Below are 26,074 nucleotides of genomic sequence, written 5' to 3' on the forward strand. Positions count from 1 at the left end.
GGAACCGATTATGACCGTGGCCAAATCTTCGTTCGACATCAGCGCCAACTTCGACAGCGGCAACATCCAAGTCATCGACATCAGCAACCCGCTCAACCCGGTTCTGGCAATTCGGCCAGATACCCGCAGCGGCCATTTCCAGTGGTTCCACTTCAAGGCCAGCGGCCTGCACGTTCATCAGGAACACTGGTTTCGTCTGGTCAACGCCAGTCAGTCCTCGTACAACAAGGCCTGGACCGGCTATCAGGCGGTCGCTTCCTACGATCACGTCAACTGGTTCCGTATTCCAACCCAATTCGAAGGCGACAGCCTGCGCTTCTGCCTCGAAGCCGAGCAGACGCACGCCTGGTTCGCCTACTTCGAACCTTACAGCCGCGGCCGTCACGACTGGCTGATCGAGCAAGCGCTGACCAAGGCCGGCACCGAACTGCTGGCCACCGGCAAAAGCGTCGAAGGCCGCGACATCCAGCTGCTACGCAAAGGCACTGGCGCCGAAGGTCGCCGCAAGATCTGGATCATCGCCCAGCAGCATCCCGGCGAGCACATGGCCGAGTGGTTCATGGAAGGCGTGATCGAACGCCTGGAACATCATGACGATCCAGTGCTGAACAAACTGCTAGCCAGCGCCGATTTGTACCTGGTGCCGAACATGAACCCGGACGGTGCCTTCCACGGTCACCTGCGCACCAACGCCATGGGTCAGGATCTGAACCGCGCCTGGCAGAACGCCAGTCAGGAAGTCAGCCCGGAAGTGCTTTTCGTACAGCAGCAGATGGAAAAGTACGGCGTCGATCTGTTCCTCGACGTACACGGCGACGAAGAAATTCCCCACGTGTTCACCGCCGGCTGCGAAGGCAATCCGGGTTACACCCCGCGAATCGAGAAGCTCGAAGAACACTTCCGCAGCCACCTGAAACACACCACCAAAGACTTCCAGACCAAGTACGGGTACACCCGCGACGAACCGGGTCAGGCCAACATGACCCTGGCCTGCAACAGCGTTGGCCAGAAGTTCGACTGCCTGTCGCTGACCCTGGAGATGCCATTCAAGGATCACGATGACGCGCCGAACCCGCTCACCGGCTGGTCGGGCAAGCGCTCCAAACAACTGGGCAAGGACGTGCTGACCACCATCGCGGACATGGTCGACACCCTGCGCTGATCCCCCCTGAGTTTCGCTTCACGAAAGATCGCAGCCTGTCTGCGATCTTTTTTTGCGTCGATGTTTACCCAATCAGGTTGCAAATCAAAACCGGATTCCTTACCGTCAATCAAGTTTTAAATTGAAACCTGAAAAGATCCGGGACATGAACACTGCAACACTCGATAAAAGTGTCGTGCTGCTTTTCTCCATCGCTTGCGGCCTCGCGGTGGGCAACGTGTATTACGCCCAGCCGCTGCTGGATGCGATGGCCGACGCCTTCGGTCTGTCGCCGGGCAGCATCGGCATCGTCATGACGTTGACTCAGGTCGGTTACGGCCTTGGGCTGTTGTTGCTCGTGCCCCTTGGCGACCTGCTCAACCGCCGGCGGCTGATCGTCACGCAAACGCTGTTGTCCGCCGCTGCCTTGCTGATGATCGCCTTGGCATCGAACAGCGTCTGGCTACTGATCGGCGTCACCCTGACCGGTTTGCTTGCCGTGGTGACTCAGGTGCTGGTCGCCTACGCCGCGACTCTGGCCGTCCCGGCGCAACGCGGAAAGGTTGTGGGCGTGATCACCAGCGGCATCGTCGTCGGCATCCTGCTTGCGCGCACGGTGGCGGGCGGCATGGCTGATCTGGCCGGCTGGCGCTCGATCTATCTGCTGTCGGCGGGATTGACGCTGGTGATGGCCACGCTGCTGTTTCGGGTGTTGCCCAAAGATGAAGAAGCACGGCCATCCACGCATTACGTGGCATTGATCGCCTCAGTATTCAGCCTGTTTCGTGAAGAACCGGTGCTGCGCCAACGTGCGATCCTCGCGCTGCTGACTTTCGCCAGCGCCATGGTGCTGTGGACGCCGATGGTGTTGCCGCTGGCCGCCCCGCCGCTGTCGCTTTCCCACAGTGAAATCGGATTGTTCGGACTCGCCGGCGCGGCGGGTGCACTCGCCGCCGCCAGAGCCGGACACCTGGCGGATCGAGGGTTGGGGCAATGGGTAAGCGGTCTGTCGCTGCTGCTGATGCTCGGTTCGTGGTTGCCGATCGCACTGACCCAGTCTTCGTTGTGGGCGTTGCTGCTTGGCGTCATCACCCTGGATCTGGGCTTGCAGGCCGTGCACGTCACCAGTCAGAGCATGATCTACAGCGTCCGCCCGCAGGCGCAGAGCCGACTGACTGCCGGCTACATGCTGTTTTATTCAATGGGCAGCGCCTTGGGCTCAATCGCCTCGACGGCCATGTACGCCTGGGCAGGATGGCCGGGCGTCTGCGGGTTGGGAGCCGCAATCAATATGGTCGCGTTGCTGTACTGGTGGCGAACGCTGGCCACCCGGAAACATGGCGAGGCGGCTTGCGCCCTCGCCACGTCGGACTGACACACGATCAACCGCGATTGCGTCCCCGCAGCATGCTGTCGAGCACCTCGTCGCGGCGCACCCAGCCATGGAACAGCGCCGCCGCCAGGTGCAGCAGCACGGTCAGGAACAACAGATACGCCAGATACCCGTGAGCCTTGCGCAGCAACGCAAACACCTGCGCATCCGCCGGCACGATCGACGGCAATTGCAGGGATGTGCCGAGCATCACCGGATCCCCCGCCGCGCTGATCATCGCCCAGCCCAGCAACGGCAACACCAGCATCAGCGCATACAACAACAGATGAGAGGCCTTGGCCGCCATCACCTGCCAGCCCGGCAGATCCGCCGGCAGCGGCGGCTGACGGGTGCCCAGTCGCACCAGAATGCGCACGATCACCAAAGCGAGTATCGCGATGCCCAACGGTTTATGCAGGTTGATCAACCATTCATGCCGCGCCGACACCGAGGTCACCATACCGGCGCCGATGAACAACATTGCGATGATCATCAACGCCATCAACCAGTGCAGCAACCGCGCCAGCGGATTGAAATGAGTCGGTTGCGTGCTCATGGGCGAGCCTCCTTTTTGCCGGTGCGCAGTTGGCTGACTTCGCTGGTGCGACGCAGGTAGGAATCGGCATAACCGGCCGAGCGTGCGGCCAGCAACGGATCGTCGGAACCCTGAATACCGGCCGGCAGCACCAGCGGATCGTAGTTGATGTCACGGCATTCGCCGCTGAGCTGGGGCTGGGTCTTTTCCAGTACCAGGGTGCCGGCGTTCAACACCTTGCGACCGGCAGGCCAGGTCTTGCTCGCATCGTTCACCGGATCGTCGGCGTTGGCCAAGGTGATGTTCAACTGAAAGCGCAGCGGCCCTTCGGCCAGGCGTTGCACCAGGTCTTTTTCGAGAAAATCACTGCCTTCAGGCGCAGTCGCACCGGCGGCGTCCTGAGCCAGAGGCGTCATGCTCCAGCGCACCGCTTGCTTCTTGCCACTGGCATCCACCAGATAGAACGCGTTGACGCTGTTGTAGGTTTCCGTCGCGTAACTGGCCGAAGCTTTGGCGGTTTTAATCCAGGTCAGAAACGGCACGGCTTCCGGGTGTGCAGCAAAAAATGCCGGCACCTTGGTCGGGTCCGGTTTACCGGTGGCGGGATCCGGCGATTGCGCCTGCTGCAACTGATAGAACGCCTCGGGCGTGCCGACCGGGAACACCGGCATGCTGTTCATCCCGGTGCGCCACTGCTGGCCGTTGGCCTGAGTGAAACGCAGCGCCAGACTGCGGATCGGTACGGCGCTGTCCGGCGCATACGGACTGCCGGCTGGCAACGCAAAGCGCCCGACCACTGGGGTGCGCGGCTCATTGAACACTTGCGCGACAGAATACGGACGAGCCTCGCCGCTGCTCTCGAAATGTCCGATCACGCACACACCTTTGGCGTGATTGCGGCGAAAGCCGGGATGCACGCCGTTGTTCTTTTCCAGCACATCGACCAACGCTTTTGGCGTCAGGCGTTGTGGGTCAAATGAACCATGAACGTAGGCAAATGCCCCGGCCAGGCCGGCGACCACCACGGCGATTCCGCCAAGTCGCAATACCAGGCTCGGGGCACTCAGTGGCGGGCGTTGTGGCCCGCCGGGCGATGAACTGCGATCAACCATGAAAGACTCCAGGGCCATCGGCCATAGGGAAAGGTGCTATGAGACGCACGCCTCGTAGGATTATTCCCTCTGAACTGTAGTTTCTTTCGTGCGATGGCGTCGGAGCCCAATCGAGATCAGCTAAATCTGATCGAAACGCGGCTCGCGTTTTTCCAGAAACGCCTGCATGCCCTCCTTCTGTCCAGGTGTTGCGAACAGGCCGTGAAACGAGCGTCGTTCAAACAGAATGCCTTCGCGCAGTCCCGACTCGGATGCCCGGTCTACAGCTTCCCGGGCAGCCCGTGTCGCCGTACGGGGAAATCCGCCGATGCGCTGTGCAATGTCCATGGCCTGCTTCAACAAGTGATCGTCCTCTGTCACCCGCGACGCCAATCCCGCCTGTTCGGCCTCACGGGCGGACAGTGTGCGACCGGTCAGTATCATGTCCATGGCTTTGGCGCGGCCAATCAACCGGGTCAGGCGTTGCGTACCGCCCATGCCGGGCATCACCCCCAGAGTGATTTCCGGCAATGCGAACTTCGCGGACTCGGCCGCCACAATCACGTCGCACATCATTGCCAATTCGCAGCCCCCACCGAACGCGAAGCCCGCCACCGCCGCGATTTTTGGCGTGCGCAGAGCGGCAAACGCATCCCATCCGGCGAAATGATCTTCCTCGATCATTTCCCTGCAGGACTTTTCGTACATCTCCTTGATGTCGGCGCCGGCAGCAAAATAATCCTGTGTACCGGTAATGAGGAAACATCCGACACCCGGTTCGTTGTCCAGCGGTTGCAAGGTCCCCAGCAATTCGTGCATCAGTGATGTGTCGAGCGCATTCCGCGCCTGCGGGCGGTTGAGGCGGATCAGTACCACGGGCCCGTGTCGTTCAATCAATAGGTTCATTCGCAATCTCTTTGAAAAATGAAGTGAGTGGAAAAAACACCGACGCGCCGTCAGGAATCCCAGATCGCGCCGTAGGCCGGAATACCCCGGGATTCCATTTCCTCGACGACCCGCTCGGTCAACTTCTGATTGGAAATACAGATCACCGCCTCCGCACCGTGGGCTCGAACGGCGGCATACGCCAGCGCCACCAGATCCGGTTTGCCCAACCGGTCGGTGTCCCAGATATGGGCATCGGGTTGTGCCTGCAGGATTTCCTCCACCAGCGCCTCACCATAAGTTTCGCGCGGGCTGCGGGTGGACCAGATCAGGTGGATTGGCACTTGCCCCGCCAGCAGATGCGGCAGCACCGGACCAATGCCACTGCCGGTGGCGACGTACACCACTGACTTGAACAGGGTTTCGATATGGGCGACGCCTGCCGTGGTGATGCCCTTGACCCAGACATGGCTCGGCGGTTGTTCGATCAGTTCACCGGTCCAGTCGCCGGCACGGGAAATGATCAGGCGAAAACCCTGTTCGTCAGGTGCAGGAATGTTGGCAAACGAGTGCCACTCCCACAGCGGATGGCGACTGATGGCGGTGGAAGATCCGGCGAACGGCGTAAGGTGATTGAACCGGGCAATCACTGCATGCGATGACGGTTTGACCAGCGTCACTGGCACCCTGCGCAGGCGTAACCAAGGCAAGGCAATGCTGAACGTCAGGATCGGCAGCATCCAGAACGAAAAGGACGTCAACAGGACCTGCGTCAGGTCTGCCGAAGGATTTCTGTCCCGCGCAAACACCAGCGTCATGCCCCAGAACAGCAACAGCGCCGCCCAACCGGCAAACCGGTGCGTGCGCTCGAAAGCGTTGTGAAACCGTGAACGAATTCCCGGCAACGCCATGATAGCCATCAGCAGCAACAATCCCAGCAGCCCGGCGCTGATGGTCAGCAACGTCAGCGAAACCCCACCCACCCCTTGGGTCCTTTGCCAGATCATCGAGCCGAGCAGTGCCACGAACCAGGCAATCGCGGCCATCGCCCCGCCACTGTGCAGCCCACCGAAATGATAGACCTTGGCCAGCGAGCGACGAATCGCCAACGGCCAGCTCGTCGGGGCGCGGGTCGCCAGCCAGAACAACAGATTGATCACATATTGCTGACGAATCAGGATCGCCATCGACAGGTTCGCCAACACCAGCTGCGACAATGTCTCCAACGCGATCCCCGAGGCCGACCACCACTGACCGACGTTCACTCCGTACACCAGCGCCCCGACGTTAGCCAGCAGCACCAGCGCTACCAGGCGGTTGTAGTGCGAAAACAAGGGCATCGTTCCCAGGCGCCGCCAAAGCGGCCTTCGAGGTGGCAGGACAAAAGCGTCATCGACCTGACTCATTGCCCCGCCTCCCGAGAGGTGGCAACGAGCTGTGCCTGATACGCCTGAGCCCGCTCCAGCAGCAAGCGTTTATCGACCTTGCCCCTTGAGGTCAGCGGGATGTCGTCCACCGGCAGAATCATCGAAGGCACGCAGTAATAGGCCAGACGCTCCTCGCAACGGCGTCGCGCCTCGTCGGTATCCGTAGAAGCGGGATAGACGAATGCCACCAGATGACGGTTATCGAACTTCAAGGTCACCGCGCGCTCGCAGCCCGGTGCAGACTCCAGCGCCGCCGATACCGAGTCCAGTTCAACGCGAAAGCCCCGGACTTTCACCTGATCGTCCACCCGGCCCAGGTGCTCCAGTTCGCCGTCAGCGGTCCAGCGTCCCAGATCACGGGTGCGAAACATCATGCGACCCTGCCCCAGAAACGGGTCGAGTCGATAACGTTCGGCAGTCAGCGCAGGATTGCCCAGATACCCGGCCGTCACACAATCGCCACCGGCCCACATTTCGCCCTGTTCACCCGGCCCGCACAGTTGGCCCGCTTCATCCAGCACGTACACGGTGTTGTTGGGCGTTGGCTTGCCGATCGTCAACGGCCCCACGCCTCGGTAATGCTGCATGGTATTGACGATGGTGGTTTCTGTAGGGCCGCAAGCATTGTAGAAATCGCAAAAGGACGCCCAGCGATCGGCCAGGGGCTGCGGACACGGTTCGCCGGCCAGCGCCACCACTTTCACCTGGCTGCAGCGCGCCGGATCCAGCGTGGCGAGAATCGATGGCGTCGCGATCAGCACGTCACACTGCTCGGCGGTCTCGGCAATGTCCTTGCCCCGGATCAGCAGCGTCGCACCATGGGCCAGACAGCCGAGGATTTCCCAGGCGGCCATGTCAAAGGCGATATTGAGGATCTGCCCGACGTTCATGCCCGGCCCCATGCCGAGATTGCCGGGGCCGGTCAGCAGAATGTTGCAGACATTGCGTTGGGTCACCCTGACACCGTTGGGCTGTCCGGTCGTACCGGACGTAAACAACACAAAACACAAGGCATCCGGTGACGAAATATCCTCTCCCACATTGACGTCATCGACAGCCGAGCCCGGCGAGTCGATGAACGTATCCAGATGAATGCAATGCTGCCCGGCCGTCAGGGGAATCCCATGGGCCAGCGTTGAAAGCGTCAACACCACCTGCGTCGAAGCAACCGACATAATGTGGCTCAACTGCGTGGTCGGAGTAATGCCGACATGCTGCGGAATATAAGCGGCCCCCAGCTTCAAGGTCGCAAGCATGCCCACCAGCATAGGGATCGAGCGTTCGACAAACAGCGCCACGTGATCACCCGGTGCTACGCCATGGCTCGACAACAATCTGGCCAACCGGTTGGCCTGGCGATTCAACTCGCCGTACGTCAGGCTCTGTCCCTCAAAACGTGCGGCCACCTGCTGCGGGTGAGTCGCTGCCTGCGCCTCGATCGCACGGTGGATCAACGAGAACTCAGGCTCGGCCACCGGGCCGCAGCCGAATGTCCGCCAGGCGTCAGGGCCGGCACTTGGTGCGGGGGGATTCATTACGATTGCGTGCATTTTAAACATCCCTTTTTTGCTCAAGTCATCGTTTCAGCGGCTTCGGCCACCGATTGCCTGCTGGCGACATCGGTGGCTGCTTGCGCTTGTCGGACGGGTTGAGCCGGGGGATTTGAATCCATTACACGCACTACAGAACGCGGCGAACTTTCCTACGTCGCCGGTAATGAAATCTTTCAGCTTCTGGAATGGAATAAGCTGTGTCGAGAGGCGTCTTTCCTACCACTACCGCGCTTGTGGCCCAGAGCATATCCCTGTCATGAATAAACTCGACGAGCAATTACGCGATCTGATCCCCAGATTGCGCCGCTTCGCGCTGTCGTTGACACGCAACAGCAGCAGCGCCGACGACCTGGTGCAAGCCAGCCTCGAGCGGGCGCTGTCGGGTTGGGGCGACAAACGCGCCGACGGCGATCTGCGAGCCTGGCTGTTTTCGATCCTGTACCGGCAATTCCTCGATGCGCATCGGCGTTCGCGGCGATATGCGCGGATGCTCGAATTCTTCACCGGCCGCGATGACGCCGAGCCCTCGGTGGAACGCACGGTCATTGCCCAATCGACCTTGCAGGCCTTCGACCGACTGCCCACCGAACAGCGCGCCCTGCTGCTGATGGTGTCGGTGGAAGGCCTGACTTATAAGGAGGTCGCCGAGATTCTCGACGTCCCCACCGGCACCGTGATGTCGCGCCTGTCCCGTGCTCGCCAGGCCCTGCGCCAGCTCAGCGACGGGGAAATCAGCAGCCCTTCCTTGCGGATACTCAAATGATCAGTCTGCCCCCCAACGAACGTGACCTGCACGCCTACGTCGATCACCAGCTCAGCGAGGCCGACCGGCATGTGCTGGACACCTGGCTCGCCAGTCATCCCGACGAGGCGGCGCAGGTTCGCGCCTGGCAACAGGACGCCCAGCACCTGCGCGCCGCCCTCGGCGGTGCCCTGCAACAACCGGCCAATCCGGACCTCGATCCGTCGCTGATCCGTCAGCGGCTCAAGCGCCAGTCGCGCCGTCAATGGGCCAGCGCGGCGGTGCTGCTGATTGCCGTCAGCCTCGGCGGTGTCGGAGGCTGGAAGGCCCGGGACATGACCGTGTTTCATCCCCCGGCACCGATGACGGATGCCTTGCAGGCGTACCGCTTGATCGCCCAGCAAGGGCTTCTGCCGGCGGACTACAAGGTCGATGGCGACGGCGATATCCAGCGCTGGCTCGACCGTTATTTCACTCAGGCCAATCGCCTGCCGGACCTGAGCCGGGCCGGATTTTCACCGGTCAGCGGCCGTCTGCTGAGCACCGATGAAGGTCCGGCGGCGATGGTGATGTATGAAGACCGGAGCGGGCACAAGGTCAGTTTCTATGTACGCCCACCGGGACCGAAGAATACCTTTCTGCCCCGGGGCAGCCGTCAGGACGGGGATCTGCAGGCCGAATACTGGTCCGGCAAGGGTTACAACTACGCGATGGTCAGCCCGACCGATACCCCGGCGGCGAAAATGCTCAAGCAATCCTTGAGCTTCTAGCTGGTTCAAAACCCCACATCCAGCACCACATTGTCCAGATAGGTTCCGGCTGGCGGTGTGGTCTGGTCGGTGTAGATTTTCGCGTTGTAATTGAAGATCTGACTGCCGGTGCCCAGGCCGTTGCCGGGATTGACCTCGGCATCGCTGCTGGCGCGGCGAGCCGCGCCGACACTGCCCCAACGGGTGGTGCCGGCACTTTTGAAAATGTCGTAGGCCAGATAGTTGCTGCCGGAAATCATCCGCCGTCGTCCGCCGACACTCAGTGCATTTTGCCCGTCGTTCAGACCCACCGTGTAGGCACTGCCCTTGGTGCAGGCGAGGTTGATGGTCTGCCCGGTCACCGGGGTGAATGCACTGACCACCGGCGCGCTGCCGAAAGCGATGTTCGGCGCGGTGATGGTGCAATCGTTGGCCACCGTCAGGTTGACCGTCAGCGTCGTCGTGCCGTTGTTGATGTCGCGGCCCAGGCACAGCCCGCCCGCACCGATGCCCGAACAATAATTCCAGTTCCAGAAAATGCTCAGGGTCTCGGTATACACCCCCGCCGCCACATTGCTGCCGATGGTGGTACCGAAATAGAGCGGAACGGTCTTCGGCACCGTACCGCCCAGCAAGCCAAGGGCATCGATGATGCCATTGCGGGCGAAGTCATAGGCGGTGCCACGCGTCAGCGGGTAACTGGTGCTGTTGTTGGCGTAGATCGTGTAACCGATCACGTCACCGCTGGGCCCGAGCAAACCACTCTGGGTCGAGGTGACGGTGGCCCAGAAATGGTCATTGTTGGTCAACAGCGACAACAGCGAACCGGTGCAACTCAAGCCTCCATTCAGAGTGGAACTGGGTTGAGAGGCAGTGCGCACGGCGATCGAACTGATGTTGCCGAACCCGGCGGGTGTGGTGGTGACCACCGAACACAGCGCCTGCGCCAACCCCGGCAGCAGCAACAACAGCCACAGAACAAGCCGCGCCCGGGTCATTGGCACACCAACGGGCCGATCAGCGGCACTTCGTCCTGCTGCGGGTCGACGCTGAATTGCGCCCGGCAAGTCTTGCCGTCCGCGAGAGTCACCCGCAGCGAATTCTGCGCCTGAAGATTTTCCAGATAGACCAGTCCGTCCCATCCGACCACCGTCCGCGTGCCGCTCTGTTCGTGCAGCACACCACTGCCCAGCGGCAATTCCTTTTGCTGCGAATCCACCAGCACGATGCTCGCAGCGATCACCCGGCTCAGCGCAAACTCCAGCAGATAGCCACTGCCCCGGCGCACGGCAACACGCTGTTCGACGTTGGGACTGCGCACGTTGGCCGGCAGGTTCAACGGATCGATTTCATACTTGCCCCGGTAATAGGCGCTGCTCCACGGCACCAGCAGGTGGCCGTTGCGGTCGGTCTGGCCGACCTGCTGGTTCTCGTAACGCACCGGAATGTCCGCGTAGCCGTCGGTGCTGACCACCACGAACGCATCATCGATGCGGTTGGCGGCGAACACTTGATCATCCATCCACACCAGCGAACCGCTGGCATCGGCCCAACGGGTTTCGGCGTCGGACGTCCCGTAGACGCCCGCCTGCAATTGCACCGATTGCAGACGCCAGGTCACGTCGGCCTGGCGGTAATCGGCGCCGTCGCCCTTGGCATAGCCGAGATTGAAGCCCACCCCGCCCTCGGACGGCACGGCGCGACTGTAGTTGACCCGTTGCTGTGTCTGCCCGGTCTTGCTGCGCTCGCTGCTGATGGCCAGGCTGCCGCGCAGGTCGAAAGGAATCACCAGTTGCGCCTGCACCGCCCAGTTGCTGTCGCCGATTTCGCGGTTGGCCGACAGGTAAAAACTGCTGTTGCGCCACAGCGGTTTGCTCCAGCTCAGGTTGAGCAACCGCGTGCGAGTCTCGTCTGCCGCGCGGATGTCGAAATAGCCGACGCCGAGACTGCCCCAACGTTCGAGGTTGAGGCTCAGAGTGGCCTGCTCACTGCGCCGGCTGAGTGTGGTGTAGGAGCTGTCGACGACGGTCAGGTCGGCGTAGTGGTCGCGACGTTGCAGGCGCTGATAGGAAAAGCTGTAGCGCTGGCCGCTGTATTGATAACCGAGGCTCAGTTGCTGACCACCGTCGCCGTCGAAACGACTCTGGCTGAGCGCACTGTTGAGTACCCCGAAATTGCCCAGACGCAAGTTGCCCCCCAGCCCTGCGAGGGTCAGGGAATCCGCCGCTTCGGCGTGACTTTCCAGAGTAAACATGTCGCTGACGCCGTAGCGCAGACTGCCGGACGTCATGCCCGGACCGTAGCTGAAATCCTTCAAACCGTAATCCCGACGCAGCGTCCCGGCGGCCACCGAAAAATCGCTCAGGCCCTTTTGCAACAGGCTGCTGGTGACGTAGAACGGCACCGTGGTCGACACCTGCCGGCCCAGCGCATCGGTGGTCACCACCACCGCCTCGCCCGCGCCGTTGATGAACGGAATGTTGGTCAGGGTGTACGGCCCCGGTTGCAGGTCGGTGCTGCTGGACTTGTAGCCGTTGATGAACAGATCCACCGAGGACGGCACCGCCGCTTCCCCTGCGAACTGCGGCAGCGGGTAGGTCACCAGATCCGGACGCACCGCAAAATCCCGTGAGAACTGCACACCGCCCAGACGCACTGAACTGCTCCAGGGCAAGGCGCCGCTGACCACGTCCCCGGCCTCGTAGGTCAGCATCCGTTCATCATCGGAGTAACGCCAGGTGGTGTCGTAACGCAGATAACCGTTGTCCAGCGTGCTGACCGCATCCCCCGACAACGTGCGGCGATATTGCCCGGTGTTCGACAAAGTGCCCCAACTGTCGAACACCCGCACCTCGTTCCACGCCGCCAGATAGGTGCCGGCGTCGTCGGTGTCATTGAGATACAGGTCATAGTTGAACAACGCGCCGAAACTGCTCAGCGCCGGGGTGCGAGGATAAACTTCACGGTTACCGATGAACTGCTCCGGCAGCCAGTCCGGCGGAACGTCGAGCAGCAGGCGCTGGCCGACACTGTCGTAATCGCTGTGCAGGCCCGGCAGGCCGTCGAGATCGACTTCGGCACCCGCCTCTTCCGGCAGCTTCATGCCCGTATCACGCAATACGCTGGCCGGCAGGAACAGGCGACCGCCACGCTGCTCCACCGCCACCACCCGACCGGTATTCATCTGGTTGACCACCAGTTCCAGAAACAACTGTGCATCGCTGACGGCCTCCATGCCGCTGGGGGGCGGCGGCAGTTCGCCGGCCCCGGATGGATGAACGAACATCAGGCACCACGCGCCGGTCATGAGCCACAACGGACGCTGAATACGTCGAGCCCATCCCGGACTCATTAGCGTGTTACGTCCGTCAATGGACTGATTCCTCCTGAAACCGCTGGCGTCGAAGCCTGGAAGCGTCGAGATCACTCGCTACGGCTATCGCGCCGGTGGAATGCTCTGCACCTGCGCCGCGCCATTGATGCGCCCCGCCAGCTCTCCCGACACCGGCCCCGGTGCCGGCCAGCGCATCACTGCGCCGGGCAGCACGTAACCGAGCAGGCCTTCGGCCAAGGGTTTGCTTTGGCTGCCCTGCCTGATGGCCACATCGGTCAATCGCGCATGAACCGCGCCCTGATTACGCACTTCCACATAAGGACGGCCCTCCACCGCCACCGTCCGCCAGCTCAGTTGCGGCAGGCCGATACCTTTGGGGTCACGCTGACGGGCGCTGTCTTCCTTGCTCCACAGGCCCGCGCCATAGGCGAACAGCGGCACCGAGTAGCGCATCTGGAAGCGGATCGCCGCAGCGGTCTTGCCGTCTTCGGCAACGGGCGGCTGGGCCGAGGGGATTTCATCGATGATGATCCGGTACGCCAGCTCCTGACCTGGCGGCACGTCTTTGGTGCGGGTCAGGCGCACCAGTTGCTTCTGACCCGGCTCGATCTTCGCCACCGGCGGACTGCCGATCACCTCGCGTTGATTGCGGTATTGCTCTTCGAAACCGCTCTGGCTCCAGCCGAACACGCGGATCTGCAGGTTGGCGGTTTCCGTGCCGCGATTTTCCAGCCACAGCGCACTCGCCTGTTGATCGGCCTCCAACACCGGATCGATTGGCCAGATCAGCACCGAACTGGCGGCCTGGGCCTTGAGCGTCCCGAACATGACCAGCGCCAGCACGGCGCAACACACGGACCAATAGCGTGACGTGAAAAACCCCATAAACCTGCTCCTTGTCATTTCACATCACCACGACAGCTGCACCTGCAACACATCGCTGTATGTCCCCCCGGGCTGATTGCCCGGCAATTGCACCTGTCCGTAGATCGGCAGACTGATGTTGTTCGCATCGCTGTAGGCCACCGCCACACTCTGACCGATGCCCAGGCTCTGGCTGTATGCCGCATCGCGAAACAGCGCATACGCCACCTTCGCGCTGCCTCCGCTTATCTGCATGCGTCGCCCGCCGCTGTTGTACTGGCCGCCATCGACCGTCATGTTCAGCGCCACCCCCGGCGTGCATTGCAGCGTGACACCACCGGTCAATGCGACCTGAACCGTACCGGTGGCCAGCGCCGAACGCGAACCGAAATTCAGCCCGCCATAGTTCGATACGCCCCCCACCACCAGACAGCCCGGTGTCACTGTGGCACTGACCTGAAAGCTCTGGCTGGTCACCGCCGCCAACGGCAGCGGCAAGCTGCCCGCACACAACAGAAACAGCACCGCACCGCCATGCCGGGCCATGGCACTAGAACGTCAGTTCGACGGAAATCGTGTCGGTATACGTGCCCGCCGGCAGCCCGGCCTTGCCCACCGCCTGACCGTAGATGTTCACGGTCTGCGCCACACCGGTGCTGGCGGCGAGGTTGATCACCCCGTCGATGGCCAGCAACTGCGAGTGTCCGGCGTCGGTGTACAGGTCATACGGCACGTAGTTGGCGACCCCGTCGTACAGTGCGCGAGTACCTCCCGGCGAGAGCCCGTCATGGGCGCCGGCCCGAACCTTGACCGTTGGGGTGGTGCCGGCCGAGCACAGGATCGACAGCGCCCCGCCCCCGCCGCCCAGCACCTGGCCGGTGGCCGTGGTGAACAGACTGTTGGCGGTGCCGAAGTTCAACGCACCGAAGTTCAGCCCGGTCGAACCGCCGGAACCGTTGACCTGGCAACTGCTGATCAGGATCAGGCTGGAGGTGATCTGGCCGGTGACCGTGGTGGCGGCATTGACGCTGGAAGCGAGCGTCAGGCCGAGCAGCGACAAACCTATCCTTGATGCAATCGTACGCATGGTGTCCGTCCTCTACGGGGTTACCAGTCGAGCGTCACCGTCAGGGTGTCGGTATAGACACCGGCCGGTACCGCACGGGTGTTCGCCACCACCGAGCCAAATACCGGGATGGGTATCTGTGCGCCGCTGGTGACAGCGAAATTGTGTTGTTGACCGATGCTGTAGCTCTGGCTGCCGGAGGCATCGAGAAACAGCTGATAGGGGAGCGTCTGGCGCCCGTTGCTCAGGCGGCGTGTGGTGCCGTCGCCGTGGGTGCCCCCATCGATGGTCACGGTGAACCCGGTGACCGAAGGGTTGCAGGCGACATTCAGCTGGCCGCTGCCCGCTTCGCTGAGGCTGGCCTTGATCGGTGCGTTCCAGGTCGGGCCCTGCTGGCCGAAATCGAGAGAGCCCAGCCCATCCACCGGGCTGGCGGGGCTGGAGGCGTTGGTGACCTCGCAGCCGGCGATCAGCGTCAGTCGCGCAAGGATCTGCCCACTGACCGCCGCCGACGCGATCTCGGTGAACAACAGCAACGTGGCTGTGGCGATTACGCGCCCGTGTCTGCCCATCATTGAGCCCCGACTCCTTCAGGATCACTCGACCATTGCGCTCGTCATTGAACGCCCTTCCCTGCGCCACCCGGTTACACCGAATGGCTGAAAAACTCCGCGATCACCAGGTGACCGTCACCTTCACCAGATCCGAATACCGGCTGACCCGTGGCACCTCCGCCATACGCTCGATCCGCCCGTATAACGGCAAGTCCACCGTGCCGCTGTCCGGCACCCGGCCGCTGACGGGCACATTCACCACCAGCGGCACCCGCCGCGCAGGGTCCTGATACAGGCGATAAGGAATCGGCTTGCTGCCAGCCTCCCCCGCCATATAACGCACCTCGCCAACGCCACCGTGCAGGCCGCCATCGACACGCAACTGGTACGGGGTGTCCGGGTTGCATTCCAGACGTGGCAGGCGCGAATTCGTCAGCGCCGCACCGAGAGGCCCTTCCAGGTCGCCGAGCCGCGCCGTGGTGCCGAAGTCGAGCACACCCAGTTGCTCGATAACGGCCTCGCGTTGCTGGCCGATCAACTGGCAACCGCGCTGCACATCGACCCGCACCTCGACCTTAAGGTCGGCGGCGTGGACCGGTGCCGCGAGCCCGCCCAGCAATGCCCAGACCATCCCTGCATTCACTGCCCGTTCCTTGATGGCGGCAGCCTCGCTGCCGTTACAGTGTTTCAGGTTAGCAACGGACACCGAATGCGCCAGTCGATTGGATCCAGTCACCGACCGGGATTTGTTTCGAAAGGTTGGCAACACGTCGATTCATATTGTTGAAAAAACCTGTACACGCCGCAGATTACTGTGCGGAAAAACGATAAAGCGCAGTAGAAGCAAAACTACCCGTCTGGTTACACTACGCCGCCGCGCTCGCGAGGAGCCGGCCCGATGATGACGGAGTGACCGCAGTGCCTGCCCGACCGCCCGAACGTTCGCGTCTGACTCAGCGCTTGTCAGCCTTGCGCCACTTCTTCGGCAAACGCTCCCACAGGGCTGCGGGCCAGTGCGCCGCCAGCGCGCAAACGATCCGCGACTACTTCCGGCAAAAGGCCCACAGCCAGGGCTACACCCTCAGCCACAGCCAGCAACGGGTCATCGACTGCATGGCAAAGCAGGCCGGTCTGTTGTTCGGCACGCCTGCGCAAACCCCGCGCAGCCTCTATCTGTACGGGGCAGTCGGACGCGGCAAGAGCTGGCTGCTGGACGGTTTCTTCCAGGCGTTGCCGATCGAGCAAAAGCGCCGTCTGCACTTCCATGGATTTTTCGCCCGGTTGCATCAGGGCATGTTCGAGCACCGCGACCGCGACGACGCGCTCGCTGTCACTCTTGACGCGCTGCTGATGGACTGTCGAGTGCTGTGTTTCGATGAATTCCACGTGCATGACATCGGCGATGCGATGCTCATCACCCGCTTGTTCAAGGCGCTGTTCAAGCGCGGAATCCTGTTGCTGGTGACCTCCAACTATCCGCCCGAAGGCTTGTTGCCCAACCCGCTCTACCACGCGCGGTTCAAACCGGTGATCGACCTGATCAATGCGCGCATGCAGGTCATGGAAGTCGGCGGGCCGCACGATTACCGCAGCCAGGCGCGCCGTCACGCGCATCAGGTGTTCACCCAGGGCCATTACGTCTGGCCGGCCACCCCGGCGCAGCGCCAGGCCTTGAACCTGCCGCCACTCGACGCCACACCGTTGCCTTTAGCGGTTGGCAGCCGGCATTTGCAGGCGCGTCTGTGCGAAGACCGGCGTGTCGGTTTCACTTTCAACGACCTCTGCGAACAGCCCACCGCCGTGATGGATTATCTGGAACTGTGCCGGCGTTTCGACCACTGGATCATCGATGACCTGCCGGAGCTGGGCGAATGTTCGATCGCCGCCCAGCAACGGTTCATCAACCTGATCGACGTGCTCTACGACCAGGACAAACACCTGACCCTGCTCGGCCAACTCCCGTTGCGTGAAAGCCTCGGCGGCCAGGCGATTGATCTGGCCCGCACCCGCAGCCGGCTCGGGCAATTGCGCGAAGTGCACGAGCCGGGCTGATTTGCCGTTATCATGCCGCCCATTTCCGGCGCTCGGGCGCCTTCCAGATAGCGACCCTTTTCATGCACACCCTTGCTCAACTGCGCGCCGGCGAACTGTCGGGCATCACCCGGCTCGATCTGGCTGAAGGCCTGACTGAATTTCCGCCGGAGATTTTCAACCTGGCCGATTCGCTGGAAGTGCTCAACCTCAGCGGCAATGCCCTGAGCAGCCTGCCGGACGACTTGCACCGTCTGACACGCCTGCGCGTGCTGTTCTGCTCGGACAATCAGTTCACCCAATTGCCGGCGTGCCTGGGCCAGTGTCAGGCGCTGACGATGATCGGTTTCAAGGCCAACCGGATCACTCAGGTGCCCGGCGCGGCGCTGCCGCCGCAGTTGCGCTGGCTGATCCTGACCGACAACGCCATCGAAAACCTGCCCACAGAACTGGGCGAGCGCCCGTTGTTGCAAAAACTCATGCTCGCCGGCAATCGTCTACGTACCCTGCCGCCGTCACTGAGCCAGTGCCATCGGCTGGAGCTGATCCGCATCGCCGCCAACCAGTTGACCGAGTTGCCGCAATGGCTGCTGACCCTGCCGAGCCTGACCTGGCTGGCCTACGCCGGCAATCCGCTGGAAACCGAAGCCGATGCGGCCGCCCTCGACAAAGCGCCACTGATCGACTGGTCGGCGCTGCAATTGGAGCAACGGCTCGGCGAAGGCGCTTCCGGGGTCATTTACCGAGCGCGGTGGCAGCCTGCGGATCAGTCGGCCATGCCTGTGGCGGTCAAGTTGTACAAGGGCGAGATGACCAGCGACGGCTCGCCGCTGCATGAAATGAACGCGTGCATCACCGCCGGGCTGCACCCGAACCTGATCCGCGTCGAAGGCCGCATCGCCCGGCATCCCGATGGCCAGCAAGGTCTGGTGATGCAGTTGATCGATCCGAGCTACCGCAACCTGGCCGGGCTGCCGAGTCTGGCGTCCTGCTCACGGGATGTGTATGCCGACGATTGCCGCTTCAGTGCCGAGGTTGCCTTGCGCATCGCCGGGGGCATCGCCTCGGTCGCCGGGCATCTGCACGGTCATGGCATCACCCATGGCGATCTCTACGGGCACAACATTCTGTTGAACGATCAGGGCGACTGTCTCCTGGGGGATTTTGGTGCGGCGTCATTCCATGCCACGGCGGATACACCTGAAACCCGCGCACTACAGCGTCTTGAAGTGCGGGCATTCGGGATTCTGCTGGGGGAACTGCTGGCGCGCATCGACTCGGGGTTGAGTGATGGACAGCGTCAGGTGCTGGAAGCCCTGGAACAGCGCTGCTGTCAGCCGGATGTGCTGGCGCGACCGGGGTTTGGCGAGATCAGCCAGGCGTTGCAACACGCCTGAAAAAAAATCGCAGCCCGAGGGCTGCGATTTTCTGGTGTGTCAGCCGGCCAGACCGACGAACATGTCTTGCACGTCGTCATGGTTGTCCAGGCCTTCGAGGAACGCCTCGACTTCAGCCATCTGCTCGTCGCTCAGACCGCTGACCGGGTTCTTCGGCTGGTAGCCCAGTTTGGCCGACAGCACGGTGAAGCCTTGTTCCGGCAGGGCTTTCTGCACGGCATCGAGGTCGGTCGGATCGGTCAGGAACAGGGTCGCTCCCTCTTCGCCAGCCTCGAAATCCTGGGCGCCGGCTTCGATCGCGGCCATTTCAGGATCGGCGTCCGGGGTGTCCGGCGACGCTTCGATCATGCCGACATGGTTGAAGTCCCAGGCAACCGAACCGGAAGCACCCAATTGGCCCTTGCGGAACGCCACGCGGATTTCCGCCACGGTACGGTTGATGTTATCGGTCACACACTCCACGATCAGCGGCACCTGGTGCGGTGCGAAGCCTTCGTAGGTGACGCGATGGTATTGCACGGTTTCGCCCAGCAGGCCAGCACCCTTTTTGATGGCGCGGTCCAGGGTTTCCTTGGGCATCGAGGCTTTCTTGGCCTGTTCGACCACCAGACGCAGGTGTGCGTTGGTCGCGGTATCGGCACCGTTACGCGCAGCAATGGTGATTTCCTTCACCAGTTTGCCGAAGATCTTGCCCTTGGCGTTGGCTGCCGCTTCTTTGTGTTTAACCTTCCACTGTGCGCCCATTACTCACTCTCTTGATCTGTGGCGCCGAGACATCTATTGGCCGACGCATGGCGCCAAGTTTATACGGCCTAAAGTCGGCAATCGACCAAAAATTCCGATGCGCATCGACATCTTCTACACGCCTTGTAGGGCGATTCTGAAAAACCGGTTTGCCACGTCCAATCAACGTCGCGTTTTCGTAACCTCTGTCGCCCGTATTGCCTGACAGAGCCCGCCCGAATGCTCAATGACAAGGAAAGTCCGTTTTCGCTGACCCTGGCCGAAGGCGGGATAAGCCTGCCGGTCCTGCGCTTCAGCGGTCATGAAGCGCTGAATCAGCCCTACCGGTTCGACATCGAGGTCATGGGCCTGGCGCCCGCCTGGTCACCCGGCGCTCTGCTGCACCAGGCAGCGTTTCTGCACCTGGATAACGATCACGGAATTCATGGTGTCATTCAAAGTGCCAGTTGCGAACACCGCGCCACACACCGGATCGCCTACCAACTGGTACTGATGCCGCGTCTGCAAGCGCTGGAGCAACGTCCCGTGCGCCGGGTCTTCACGCAATTGAGCGTACCGGCCATCCTTGAGCAACTGCTGTGCGAACATCACCTGCCCGGCGACAGCTACCGGATCGAGATGACCGTCGGCCACTATCCCCCGCGCCCGTTCTGTATTCAGTACGATGAGACCGATCTGAACTTCTTGCAGCGGCTTTGCGAAGAGGAAGGCATCCACTACCACTTCGAACATCAGCCGGACGGCCACGTGGTGGTGTTCGCCGATGACAGCCTGAGCCTGCCGCAACAACCGACGACCCTTCCTTTCAACACGCAGAACGATGGGCCCTGCACCGGCCTAAGCAGCCTGTTTCAACGCCATGAGGCGGTGCTGCCGCAGATGCCCGCAGGCGCGCGTGAGCGAGGGCAACTGATCGAAGGCCAGGAGGCCGCCAATCACACACTGAAAAATGCCGCCACAACTGGATTTCTGCCGGCGGCACAACGTCACGCCGTTCAGCGCAGTCGTCGTCTGCTGGAGCGCCAACGTTGCCGCGCACGTTCGATTCAGGGCCGCAGCGATTGTCTGCGACTGCTCAGCGGGCGTCTGTTGCACGTCATGGATCACCCGGTAAGCACCTTCAACGAACAGTGGCTGATCACAAGCTTGCGTCATCAGGGCCAGCAACCGTCGATTCTCGATCCATTGCCGACGGTCCGTCGCTACCACAACGATTTCACCGCGCTGCCCTGGTCGACCCCGTTTCGCCCACCACTGGAACAACCGCGCCCTAGCATTCCGGGCTATCACCCGGCGCAAGTGCTCGGCATCCCGGGACAAGCGGCGCAAGTGGACGATCAGGGGCGGATTGCCGTCCGGTTATGGCCCGACCAGCCTCAAGCCGACACCAGCGAAGGGCTGTGGTTGCCGGTGGTCATGCCCCATGCCGGCGGCCGCTTGCCTCGGGAAAATCTTCCCTGCGCCGGCAGCGAGGTCTGGGTGAGTTTTCTCGACAGCGATCCCGACCGACCGATCCTCTGCCTCGATGCTTGTCGGCTCCGCCAGGCACCGCCGACAGAAACCGAACCCGACGACGACCTCCTGCTCGACTGGCTGCTCAACCGTTCCGCCCCGCCAAGCTGACGCTCAAGCCTTGTCGGCCTTGCCCGCTGCCGCCGCGAATTTCGCCAGACGCACGTCAAGGTGCCGAGGCCGCCGACCGTGATCCTCGGCGCGTTCCTTGCGGCGAATGGCGTTGCGCACCATCAGCGAGCCGAGGTAGCGGATCGGCTCCGGCGGAAAGTATCCCAGCGGCCCGTTGACCAGCGGCGAACGCGTCCACGGGTTGTCGAGGCCCTGCACCAGCGAGGCGAGAATCTGCCCGCCCATGTGGCAGGGTCCGACGCCGCTGCCGGAATAACCGAAACCGTAGAACACGTTGCCGCTGTCACTCATCTGGCCGAAAAACGGCAGGCCGGTGACCGAGCGATCCGAAGGGCCGTTCCAGGTTGCGTCGACCTTCACATCGGCGAACGCCGGGAAGAAGTCGTCGAGGCTGCGCTTGAGCAGTCCGGTATAGGGCGAGGGCTGGTCGAACACCGGCAGCATCCGCCCGCCGTAAGCGAAGGTGTTGCCGCCCTTGCCGAGCATGATCCGGCCGTCCGGGGTGTTGTGGTAGTAGTGCACGAAAATCCGCGAGTCGAGCACGGTGACGCCGCTGGTCAAACCGATTTCCTGCAACAGATCCGGACGCGGTTCGGTGATCAGCATGTCGCTGGAGACAATCGCCACGCTGCGCTCGAACTGCGGGAAAGCGCGGGCCATCCACGCATTCATCGCCAGCACCACGCGGTCGGCGGTCACCCGGCCGTTCGCCGTGTGAAGGCGCGCCGGACGGCCCTCCTCCAGCCCGGTCATCGCCGTGCTTTCGTGAATTCGCACGCCCAACTGCAACGCCACCCGGCGCAAGCCACGCACCAATTTGCCCGGCTGCACACTGGCGGCGGCCGGCGAGAACCAGCCCTCCAGGTGTTTTGCCGAACCGGCCATGCGCTGTACATCGGCGACCGGCCGCTGGGTAAACGAGTTGATGCCATTGCGCTCCAGCGCCGCAATCACCGCGTCGGTGGAGCCGCATTGCGCGCGGTTGGTGGCGGTGTAAAGCGTGCCATCGAGGCGGTAATCGGCATCCACGCCGTACTACTCACAGAACTCGCCGATGGCGTGGATGCTGCGTTCCGACTCCTTGACCAGCCGCACCGCCTCTTCGACGCCGAACAGCCGCTCCAGGGTGAAATACTTCGCCGACCACGACAGCGCACAACCGCCGTTGCGCCCACTGGCGCCGGCGCCGCAAATGTCGGCTTCGATCAGCAACACATCGAGTTCGGGGTTCTGCTGCTTGAGCATGATCGCCGTCCACAACCCGGTGTAACCGCCGCCGACGATGCACACATCAGTGCGCACATCGCCTTGCAGCGGCGGGCAAGGTTCGGACGTATCGAGCTGCAAAGCCTGCTCCAGCCAAAACGGTCTCATGAACATTCTCCAGTCAGTCGGCCACGGCACAGCCTGCCGCGAGTGCCGCAGCAGGCCGCGAGGCAAGGGGTTTCAGTTACGCAGGGGTTTGACGGTCAGGGCGCGATTGGGCACGTAGGCGCGCGGTTCCATGACGCCGACCGGGCGACTGTTCCAGTGCGGAATCAGCACCAGCGCCGAGAACAGCGCGCAACCGGCGAACACGATGAACACGGTCACCGAGTCGAAGTAACCCGGCAGCAAACCACCGAGCACCGCACCGACCGAGCCGCAGCCGTTGACGAATCCCGCCGCCGTGGCGCCGGCCTTGGCCTTGCCGAAATCGATCGCCGCCGCGCCGCTGATCATCGAGTCCGGGCCGTACAGGGTCAGGCCCATTACGAACAACAATGCGACCACCAGCATCACGCTGCCGGTGTGCAAGGCGCCCATGAACAGCGCCAGCGTCACGGTCAATGCCAGCAGACTCAACACGCAGGCCGGCATGCGTCGGGCGCCGAACAGTTTGTCCGAGGCCAGGCCGATCATGATCGGACCCAGGAGACCGGCCAGTTCAAACGCCGTGGGGATGATCGCCGCGCCGACCTTGCCGACCGAGGGCATCTGTTCGAACACGATCACCGGGCCCCAGAGCAGAATCGCGTAACGCGCCGGTTTCAACAGGAAATACGCCAGACCCAGCACCAGCACCGTGCGGTTGCGCAGGATTTCCTTGAGCGGCTCCCACACGCTGAGTTTGCTGTTGGCTTCGGCTTCCTCGGCGCTGATGACCGGCTCCGGTTCCACCGCCGGCAGGCCGACATCTTCCGGTTTGTTGCGCTGAAAGATGAAGAACAACACCGCCACCGCCGCGACCACCGCCGCACTGGAAATGAACGCCGCGTGCCAGGTGCCGACCAGCGTGTACGCCCACCAACCGGCGAACGGCGAGGCCACCAATCCACCGAAGGCGTAGCAGGAACTCCACAACCCGAGCACTCGCCCGCGCTGTTCCGAAGGGAAAAAACTACCGAGGTTCTTGCACAACCCCGACCAACCGGTGGACTGCGCCAGCCCCTGAATCAGCATGCAAGTGGCGAAGATCGGCAAGGTGGCGAAGCTGCCCATCACCAGCGCTGCCGCAGCGGAAATCAGCAACCCGCCAAGCACCACGACCCGTGGGCCGAAGCGGTCGGCGAGCATGCCCCAGGTGAACTGGCCGATGGCGTAGGCCGCCAGGTAAATCGCGTCGAGGTTGGCCATGGCCATTTTGTCGAGGGTGAAGCTGGGGTCTTCGGCGATGCCCAGTTTGGCCACCGAAAAGGCTTTGCGGGTGAAATAGAACGCGGCGTAAGCGAGCCAGGTGACAGCGAAGATCTGCATGCGCCAACGCGCAAGGGTGCCGATGTGCTTGTTCATTGTGGTTCTGACCTCAGGGTGTGAGTGTGCCGGCAGAATCGATAAGTAAACGCCTGTGTTTTTTATTGTTGAGCACTGCGATATCACCCCGTCCCTTCGGTGATACCGGTCAGATGAGTCCTGGTGTTGCACGCACAGGCTCATGGCCAGCGTCGCTGCCCGACCGGGCAGTCAGCGTTGGCGTGAGCCGATCAAAGCAATTACTGTTTAATAAATAAAATCGATTTATCGTATTTCACACATAAGCTCAGCTTGTTACTGAAGTTCGCCTGTAAACGAGGAATCAGCCATGTCGGTTTCACACGCCCAGCTCAAAGCCTTTCACGCCGTGGCCGTGCACGGAAGCTTCACCAAGGCCGCCGAGCGGCTTTATCTGACGCAACCGGCGATTTCCGACCAGGTGCGCAAGCTGGAAGAACGCTTCGGCGTGTTGCTGTTCCATCGCAACAAACGCTCGGTGCGCCTGACCGATTTGGGCGAACGCTTGCTGGCAATCACCCAGCGTCTGTTCGTGGTCGAGGCCGAAGCCCAGGAGTTGCTGCAGGAATCCCAGGCCTTGCAGACCGGCAGCCTGATTCTGGCGGTGGATGCCCCGGTGCATGTGTTGCCGCAGATTGCCCGGTTTTGTGAGCGCTATCCGGGGATCAGCGTGAAGATCGAGACCGGTAACACCGATGAGTCGCTGTTTCGCCTGTTCAACTATCAGGCCGATCTGGCGTTGCTGGGGCGCGATGTCAGCGATGAACGCCTGTTGTGCGTGCCGCTGCGTAACGATCCAATGGTGGCGTTTGTCTCGCGCCATCATCCGTGGGCCGAGCGCGAGTCGATCTGTCTGGAAGATCTGGACGACACGCCGCTGGTGCTGCGCGAACACGGCTCGGTGACTCGCCAGACCCTGGAAGAAGAAATGGCCCGCGCCGGCTTCCGCATCCGCCCGGCGATCCAGGTCGAAGGCCGGGAAGCCGCGCGAGAGGCAGTGGTGGTGGGGATTGGCGTGGGGGTGGTGTCGGCGGCGGAGTTTGGTGCGGACTCAAGGGTTTGCGCGTTGCCGATCACCGATTGCACTCGGCGCTTGACCGAAACACTGGTATGCCTGCGCGAGCAGAGTTCGCGGAGGGTGGTGGCGACGTTTCTCGAGATGGTGCGCGAAAGCCTCGTCTAGATCGTTCCCACGTCGAGGCGTCGAACCGTCCGCGTGGGAATGCAGCCCGGGACGCTCCGCGTCCTATTCGAGAGCTGGAACGCGGAGCGTCCCTTGAGGCGTTCCCACGCAGAGCGTGGGAACGATCTGGTGGTGATCAGTTGGGGGCCAACCCGAAAAACGCCTGAATCAACCGCAACTCCCGCCGCCGCTCCACGCAGCCGATCATGTGCCGGTTCACCAGCCCTTCTCCCACGATGGGAACCGCAACGACACGGGGGTCATGACTGACCTCCACCGATGAAACCACGCCAACCCCCAACTCAGCCGCCACCGCCTCCGTCACCGCCTCGCGGCTATCCAGTTCCAGCAACACCCGTGGGCTGACCGACGCCTGCGCACAGGCCTGATCAAAGGTGCGCCGGGTAATCGAACTCGGCTCGCGCAACACCATGATCACCTGATCCAGCTCCTTGAGCCTGACCTCGCCACTGCGAGCCGCCCACGGATGCCCCGCCGGCACCAGCGCGCAAATCCGCGATTCACTCAGCGCTTGCAGATGCAGCCCTTTGCGCGGTTCGACTTCGGTCAGCACCGCCACGTCAGCATGCTCGGACAACAACGCCGCCAACGTTTCCTGGGCATTGCCCAATCGCAGATTCACGGTGATCCCCGGATAGCGCGCCCGCAGGCTGGCGAGCATCGGCATGACCAAGTGCGGGCCATCCGCCGCCACCTCAAGACGTCCGGTGAGCAATTGCCGATTGGCCTCAAGCAGCGCCTGAGCCTCTTCCGCCATGCCGAACATCGCCCGGGTGATCGCTGCCAGTTTGGTGCCCTCCTCGGTCAGCTCGACCCGGCGCGCCGTGCGTCGTAACAGGGTGATCTGGTAATGCTCTTCCAGCGCCTTGATGTGCCCGGTGACCGCCGGTTGGCTGATGAACAGGCGAGCGGCGGCACGGGTGAAGCTGCCTTCCCGGGCCACGGCGTCGAAGGCGCGGAGCTGGAACAGATTCATGAATAACCCTCACT

23 protein-coding genes and 1 pseudogene are annotated in these 26,074 nt (G+C 62.4%); 8 read left to right on the plus strand and 16 right to left on the minus strand.

The genetic code is table 11. From position 1 onward, the window contains the following. Nucleotides 1–10 precede the first annotated feature (10 nt). Together AWU82_RS23450 and AWU82_RS23455 are read left to right on the plus strand one after the other, a co-directional pair. Nucleotides 11–1,162 (plus strand): M14 family metallopeptidase, encoded by a 1,152-nt coding sequence (locus tag AWU82_RS23450; protein WP_064380763.1) that lies wholly within the window; start codon nt 11–13, stop codon nt 1,160–1,162. 145 nt (nt 1,163–1,307) lie between these two features. Then, a complete protein-coding gene (locus AWU82_RS23455; RefSeq protein ID WP_064380764.1) occupies nt 1,308–2,516 on the plus strand; it encodes an MFS transporter in 1,209 nt (402 codons plus the stop codon). Nucleotides 2,517–2,523: 7 nt separating this feature from the next. On the opposite strand, the gene AWU82_RS23460 is transcribed toward AWU82_RS23455, so the two are convergent. The 5 genes from AWU82_RS23460 to AWU82_RS23480 all read right to left on the minus strand — a co-directional run bounded on the left by AWU82_RS23460 (nt 2,524) and on the right by AWU82_RS23480 (nt 8,001). Continuing rightward, nucleotides 2,524–3,069 carry a cytochrome b gene (locus AWU82_RS23460; RefSeq protein ID WP_011335009.1) on the minus strand — a complete coding sequence of 182 codons (546 nt, stop codon included), beginning with the start codon at nt 3,067–3,069 and terminating at the stop codon, nt 2,524–2,526. Next, nucleotides 3,066–4,160 (minus strand): catalase family peroxidase, encoded by a 1,095-nt coding sequence (locus AWU82_RS23465; protein ID WP_064380766.1) that lies wholly within the window; start codon nt 4,158–4,160, stop codon nt 3,066–3,068. The genes AWU82_RS23460 and AWU82_RS23465 overlap by 4 nt, the downstream gene beginning before the upstream one ends. A gap of 120 nt (nt 4,161–4,280) precedes the next feature. Continuing rightward, nucleotides 4,281–5,045: an enoyl-CoA hydratase-related protein gene (locus AWU82_RS23470; RefSeq protein WP_064380768.1), complete on the minus strand. Its 765-nt coding sequence runs from the start codon at nt 5,043–5,045 to the stop codon at nt 4,281–4,283. A 50-nt stretch (nt 5,046–5,095) separates the two neighbouring features. After that, nucleotides 5,096–6,364 carry an FNR domain-containing protein gene (locus AWU82_RS23475; RefSeq protein WP_371915536.1) on the minus strand — a complete coding sequence of 423 codons (1,269 nt, stop codon included), beginning with the start codon at nt 6,362–6,364 and terminating at the stop codon, nt 5,096–5,098. Between the two features lie 62 nt (nt 6,365–6,426). Further along, nucleotides 6,427–8,001, minus strand: coding sequence for an amino acid adenylation domain-containing protein (locus tag AWU82_RS23480; protein WP_064380770.1), 1,575 nt, complete (start codon nt 7,999–8,001; stop codon nt 6,427–6,429). A 259-nt stretch (nt 8,002–8,260) separates the two neighbouring features. On the opposite strand from AWU82_RS23480, the gene AWU82_RS23485 reads away from it, so the two are divergent. Next, entirely contained in the window at nt 8,261–8,767 is a 507-nt protein-coding gene (locus AWU82_RS23485; RefSeq protein WP_064380772.1) for an RNA polymerase sigma factor, read from the plus strand. Further along, on the plus strand, nt 8,764–9,516 hold the full coding sequence (locus AWU82_RS23490) for an anti-sigma factor family protein (RefSeq protein ID WP_064380773.1): 753 nt from the start codon (nt 8,764–8,766) through the stop codon (nt 9,514–9,516). The genes AWU82_RS23485 and AWU82_RS23490 overlap by 4 nt, the downstream gene beginning before the upstream one ends. A 5-nt stretch (nt 9,517–9,521) precedes the next feature. On the opposite strand, the gene AWU82_RS23495 is transcribed toward AWU82_RS23490, so the two are convergent. The 7 genes from AWU82_RS23495 to AWU82_RS23525 all read right to left on the minus strand — a co-directional run bounded on the left by AWU82_RS23495 (nt 9,522) and on the right by AWU82_RS23525 (nt 15,944). Continuing rightward, entirely contained in the window at nt 9,522–10,493 is a 972-nt protein-coding gene (locus AWU82_RS23495) for a Csu type fimbrial protein (protein WP_064380774.1), read from the minus strand. Further along, nucleotides 10,490–12,847, minus strand: coding sequence for a fimbria/pilus outer membrane usher protein (locus tag AWU82_RS23500; RefSeq protein ID WP_064380776.1), 2,358 nt, complete (start codon nt 12,845–12,847; stop codon nt 10,490–10,492). Before AWU82_RS23500 ends, AWU82_RS23495 begins: the two co-directional genes overlap by 4 nt. A gap of 84 nt (nt 12,848–12,931) precedes the next feature. Next, on the minus strand, nt 12,932–13,714 hold the full coding sequence (locus AWU82_RS23505; RefSeq protein ID WP_064380777.1) for a fimbrial biogenesis chaperone: 783 nt from the start codon (nt 13,712–13,714) through the stop codon (nt 12,932–12,934). Nucleotides 13,715–13,738: 24 nt separating this feature from the next. Then, the gene (locus AWU82_RS23510; protein ID WP_011335016.1) at nt 13,739–14,239 is read right to left on the minus strand and encodes a Csu type fimbrial protein; all 501 of its coding nucleotides are present in this window, start codon (nt 14,237–14,239) and stop codon (nt 13,739–13,741) included. A gap of 4 nt (nt 14,240–14,243) precedes the next feature. Further along, nucleotides 14,244–14,780 carry a Csu type fimbrial protein gene (locus AWU82_RS23515; RefSeq protein WP_007951533.1) on the minus strand — a complete coding sequence of 179 codons (537 nt, stop codon included), beginning with the start codon at nt 14,778–14,780 and terminating at the stop codon, nt 14,244–14,246. A gap of 20 nt (nt 14,781–14,800) precedes the next feature. Next, a complete protein-coding gene (locus AWU82_RS23520; RefSeq protein ID WP_064380779.1) occupies nt 14,801–15,334 on the minus strand; it encodes a Csu type fimbrial protein in 534 nt (177 codons plus the stop codon). A 100-nt stretch (nt 15,335–15,434) separates the two neighbouring features. Then, nucleotides 15,435–15,944, minus strand: coding sequence for a Csu type fimbrial protein (locus AWU82_RS23525; protein ID WP_190241591.1), 510 nt, complete (start codon nt 15,942–15,944; stop codon nt 15,435–15,437). A 287-nt stretch (nt 15,945–16,231) separates the two neighbouring features. Here AWU82_RS23525 and zapE point away from each other — a divergent pair, with 287 nt between their 5' ends. Beyond that, nucleotides 16,232–17,365 (plus strand): cell division protein ZapE, encoded by a 1,134-nt coding sequence (gene zapE / locus AWU82_RS23530; RefSeq protein ID WP_064380782.1) that lies wholly within the window; start codon nt 16,232–16,234, stop codon nt 17,363–17,365. A 62-nt stretch (nt 17,366–17,427) separates the two neighbouring features. Then, complete coding sequence (locus tag AWU82_RS23535; RefSeq protein ID WP_064380784.1) at nt 17,428–18,741, plus strand: leucine-rich repeat-containing protein kinase family protein; 1,314 nt, start codon at nt 17,428–17,430, stop codon at nt 18,739–18,741. A gap of 39 nt (nt 18,742–18,780) precedes the next feature. Here the strand turns inward: AWU82_RS23535 and AWU82_RS23540 are convergent, their stop codons facing one another. Next, on the minus strand, nt 18,781–19,485 hold the full coding sequence (locus AWU82_RS23540) for a YebC/PmpR family DNA-binding transcriptional regulator (protein WP_011335021.1): 705 nt from the start codon (nt 19,483–19,485) through the stop codon (nt 18,781–18,783). A 219-nt stretch (nt 19,486–19,704) separates the two neighbouring features. On the opposite strand from AWU82_RS23540, the gene tssI reads away from it, so the two are divergent. Next, on the plus strand, nt 19,705–21,108 hold the full coding sequence (gene tssI / locus AWU82_RS23545) for a type VI secretion system Vgr family protein (RefSeq protein WP_064380786.1): 1,404 nt from the start codon (nt 19,705–19,707) through the stop codon (nt 21,106–21,108). Nucleotides 21,109–21,111: 3 nt separating this feature from the next. On the opposite strand, the pseudogene AWU82_RS23550 reads toward tssI, so the two are convergent. Together AWU82_RS23550 and AWU82_RS23555 are read right to left on the minus strand one after the other, a co-directional pair. Continuing rightward, nucleotides 21,112–22,509 (minus strand): annotated as a pseudogene (locus tag AWU82_RS23550) (FAD-dependent oxidoreductase). Nucleotides 22,510–22,575: 66 nt separating this feature from the next. After that, a complete protein-coding gene (locus tag AWU82_RS23555) occupies nt 22,576–23,901 on the minus strand; it encodes an MFS transporter (RefSeq protein WP_064380788.1) in 1,326 nt (441 codons plus the stop codon). A 289-nt stretch (nt 23,902–24,190) separates the two neighbouring features. Here AWU82_RS23555 and AWU82_RS23560 point away from each other — a divergent pair, with 289 nt between their 5' ends. Continuing rightward, complete coding sequence (locus AWU82_RS23560) at nt 24,191–25,063, plus strand: LysR family transcriptional regulator (protein ID WP_064380790.1); 873 nt, start codon at nt 24,191–24,193, stop codon at nt 25,061–25,063. Between the two features lie 136 nt (nt 25,064–25,199). On the opposite strand, the gene AWU82_RS23565 is transcribed toward AWU82_RS23560, so the two are convergent. Next, a complete protein-coding gene (locus tag AWU82_RS23565) occupies nt 25,200–26,060 on the minus strand; it encodes a LysR substrate-binding domain-containing protein (RefSeq protein WP_064380791.1) in 861 nt (286 codons plus the stop codon). Nucleotides 26,061–26,074 lie beyond the last annotated feature (14 nt).

It is taken from the genome of Pseudomonas glycinae, assembly GCF_001594225.2.
Lineage (GTDB): Bacteria > Pseudomonadota > Gammaproteobacteria > Pseudomonadales > Pseudomonadaceae > Aquipseudomonas > Aquipseudomonas glycinae.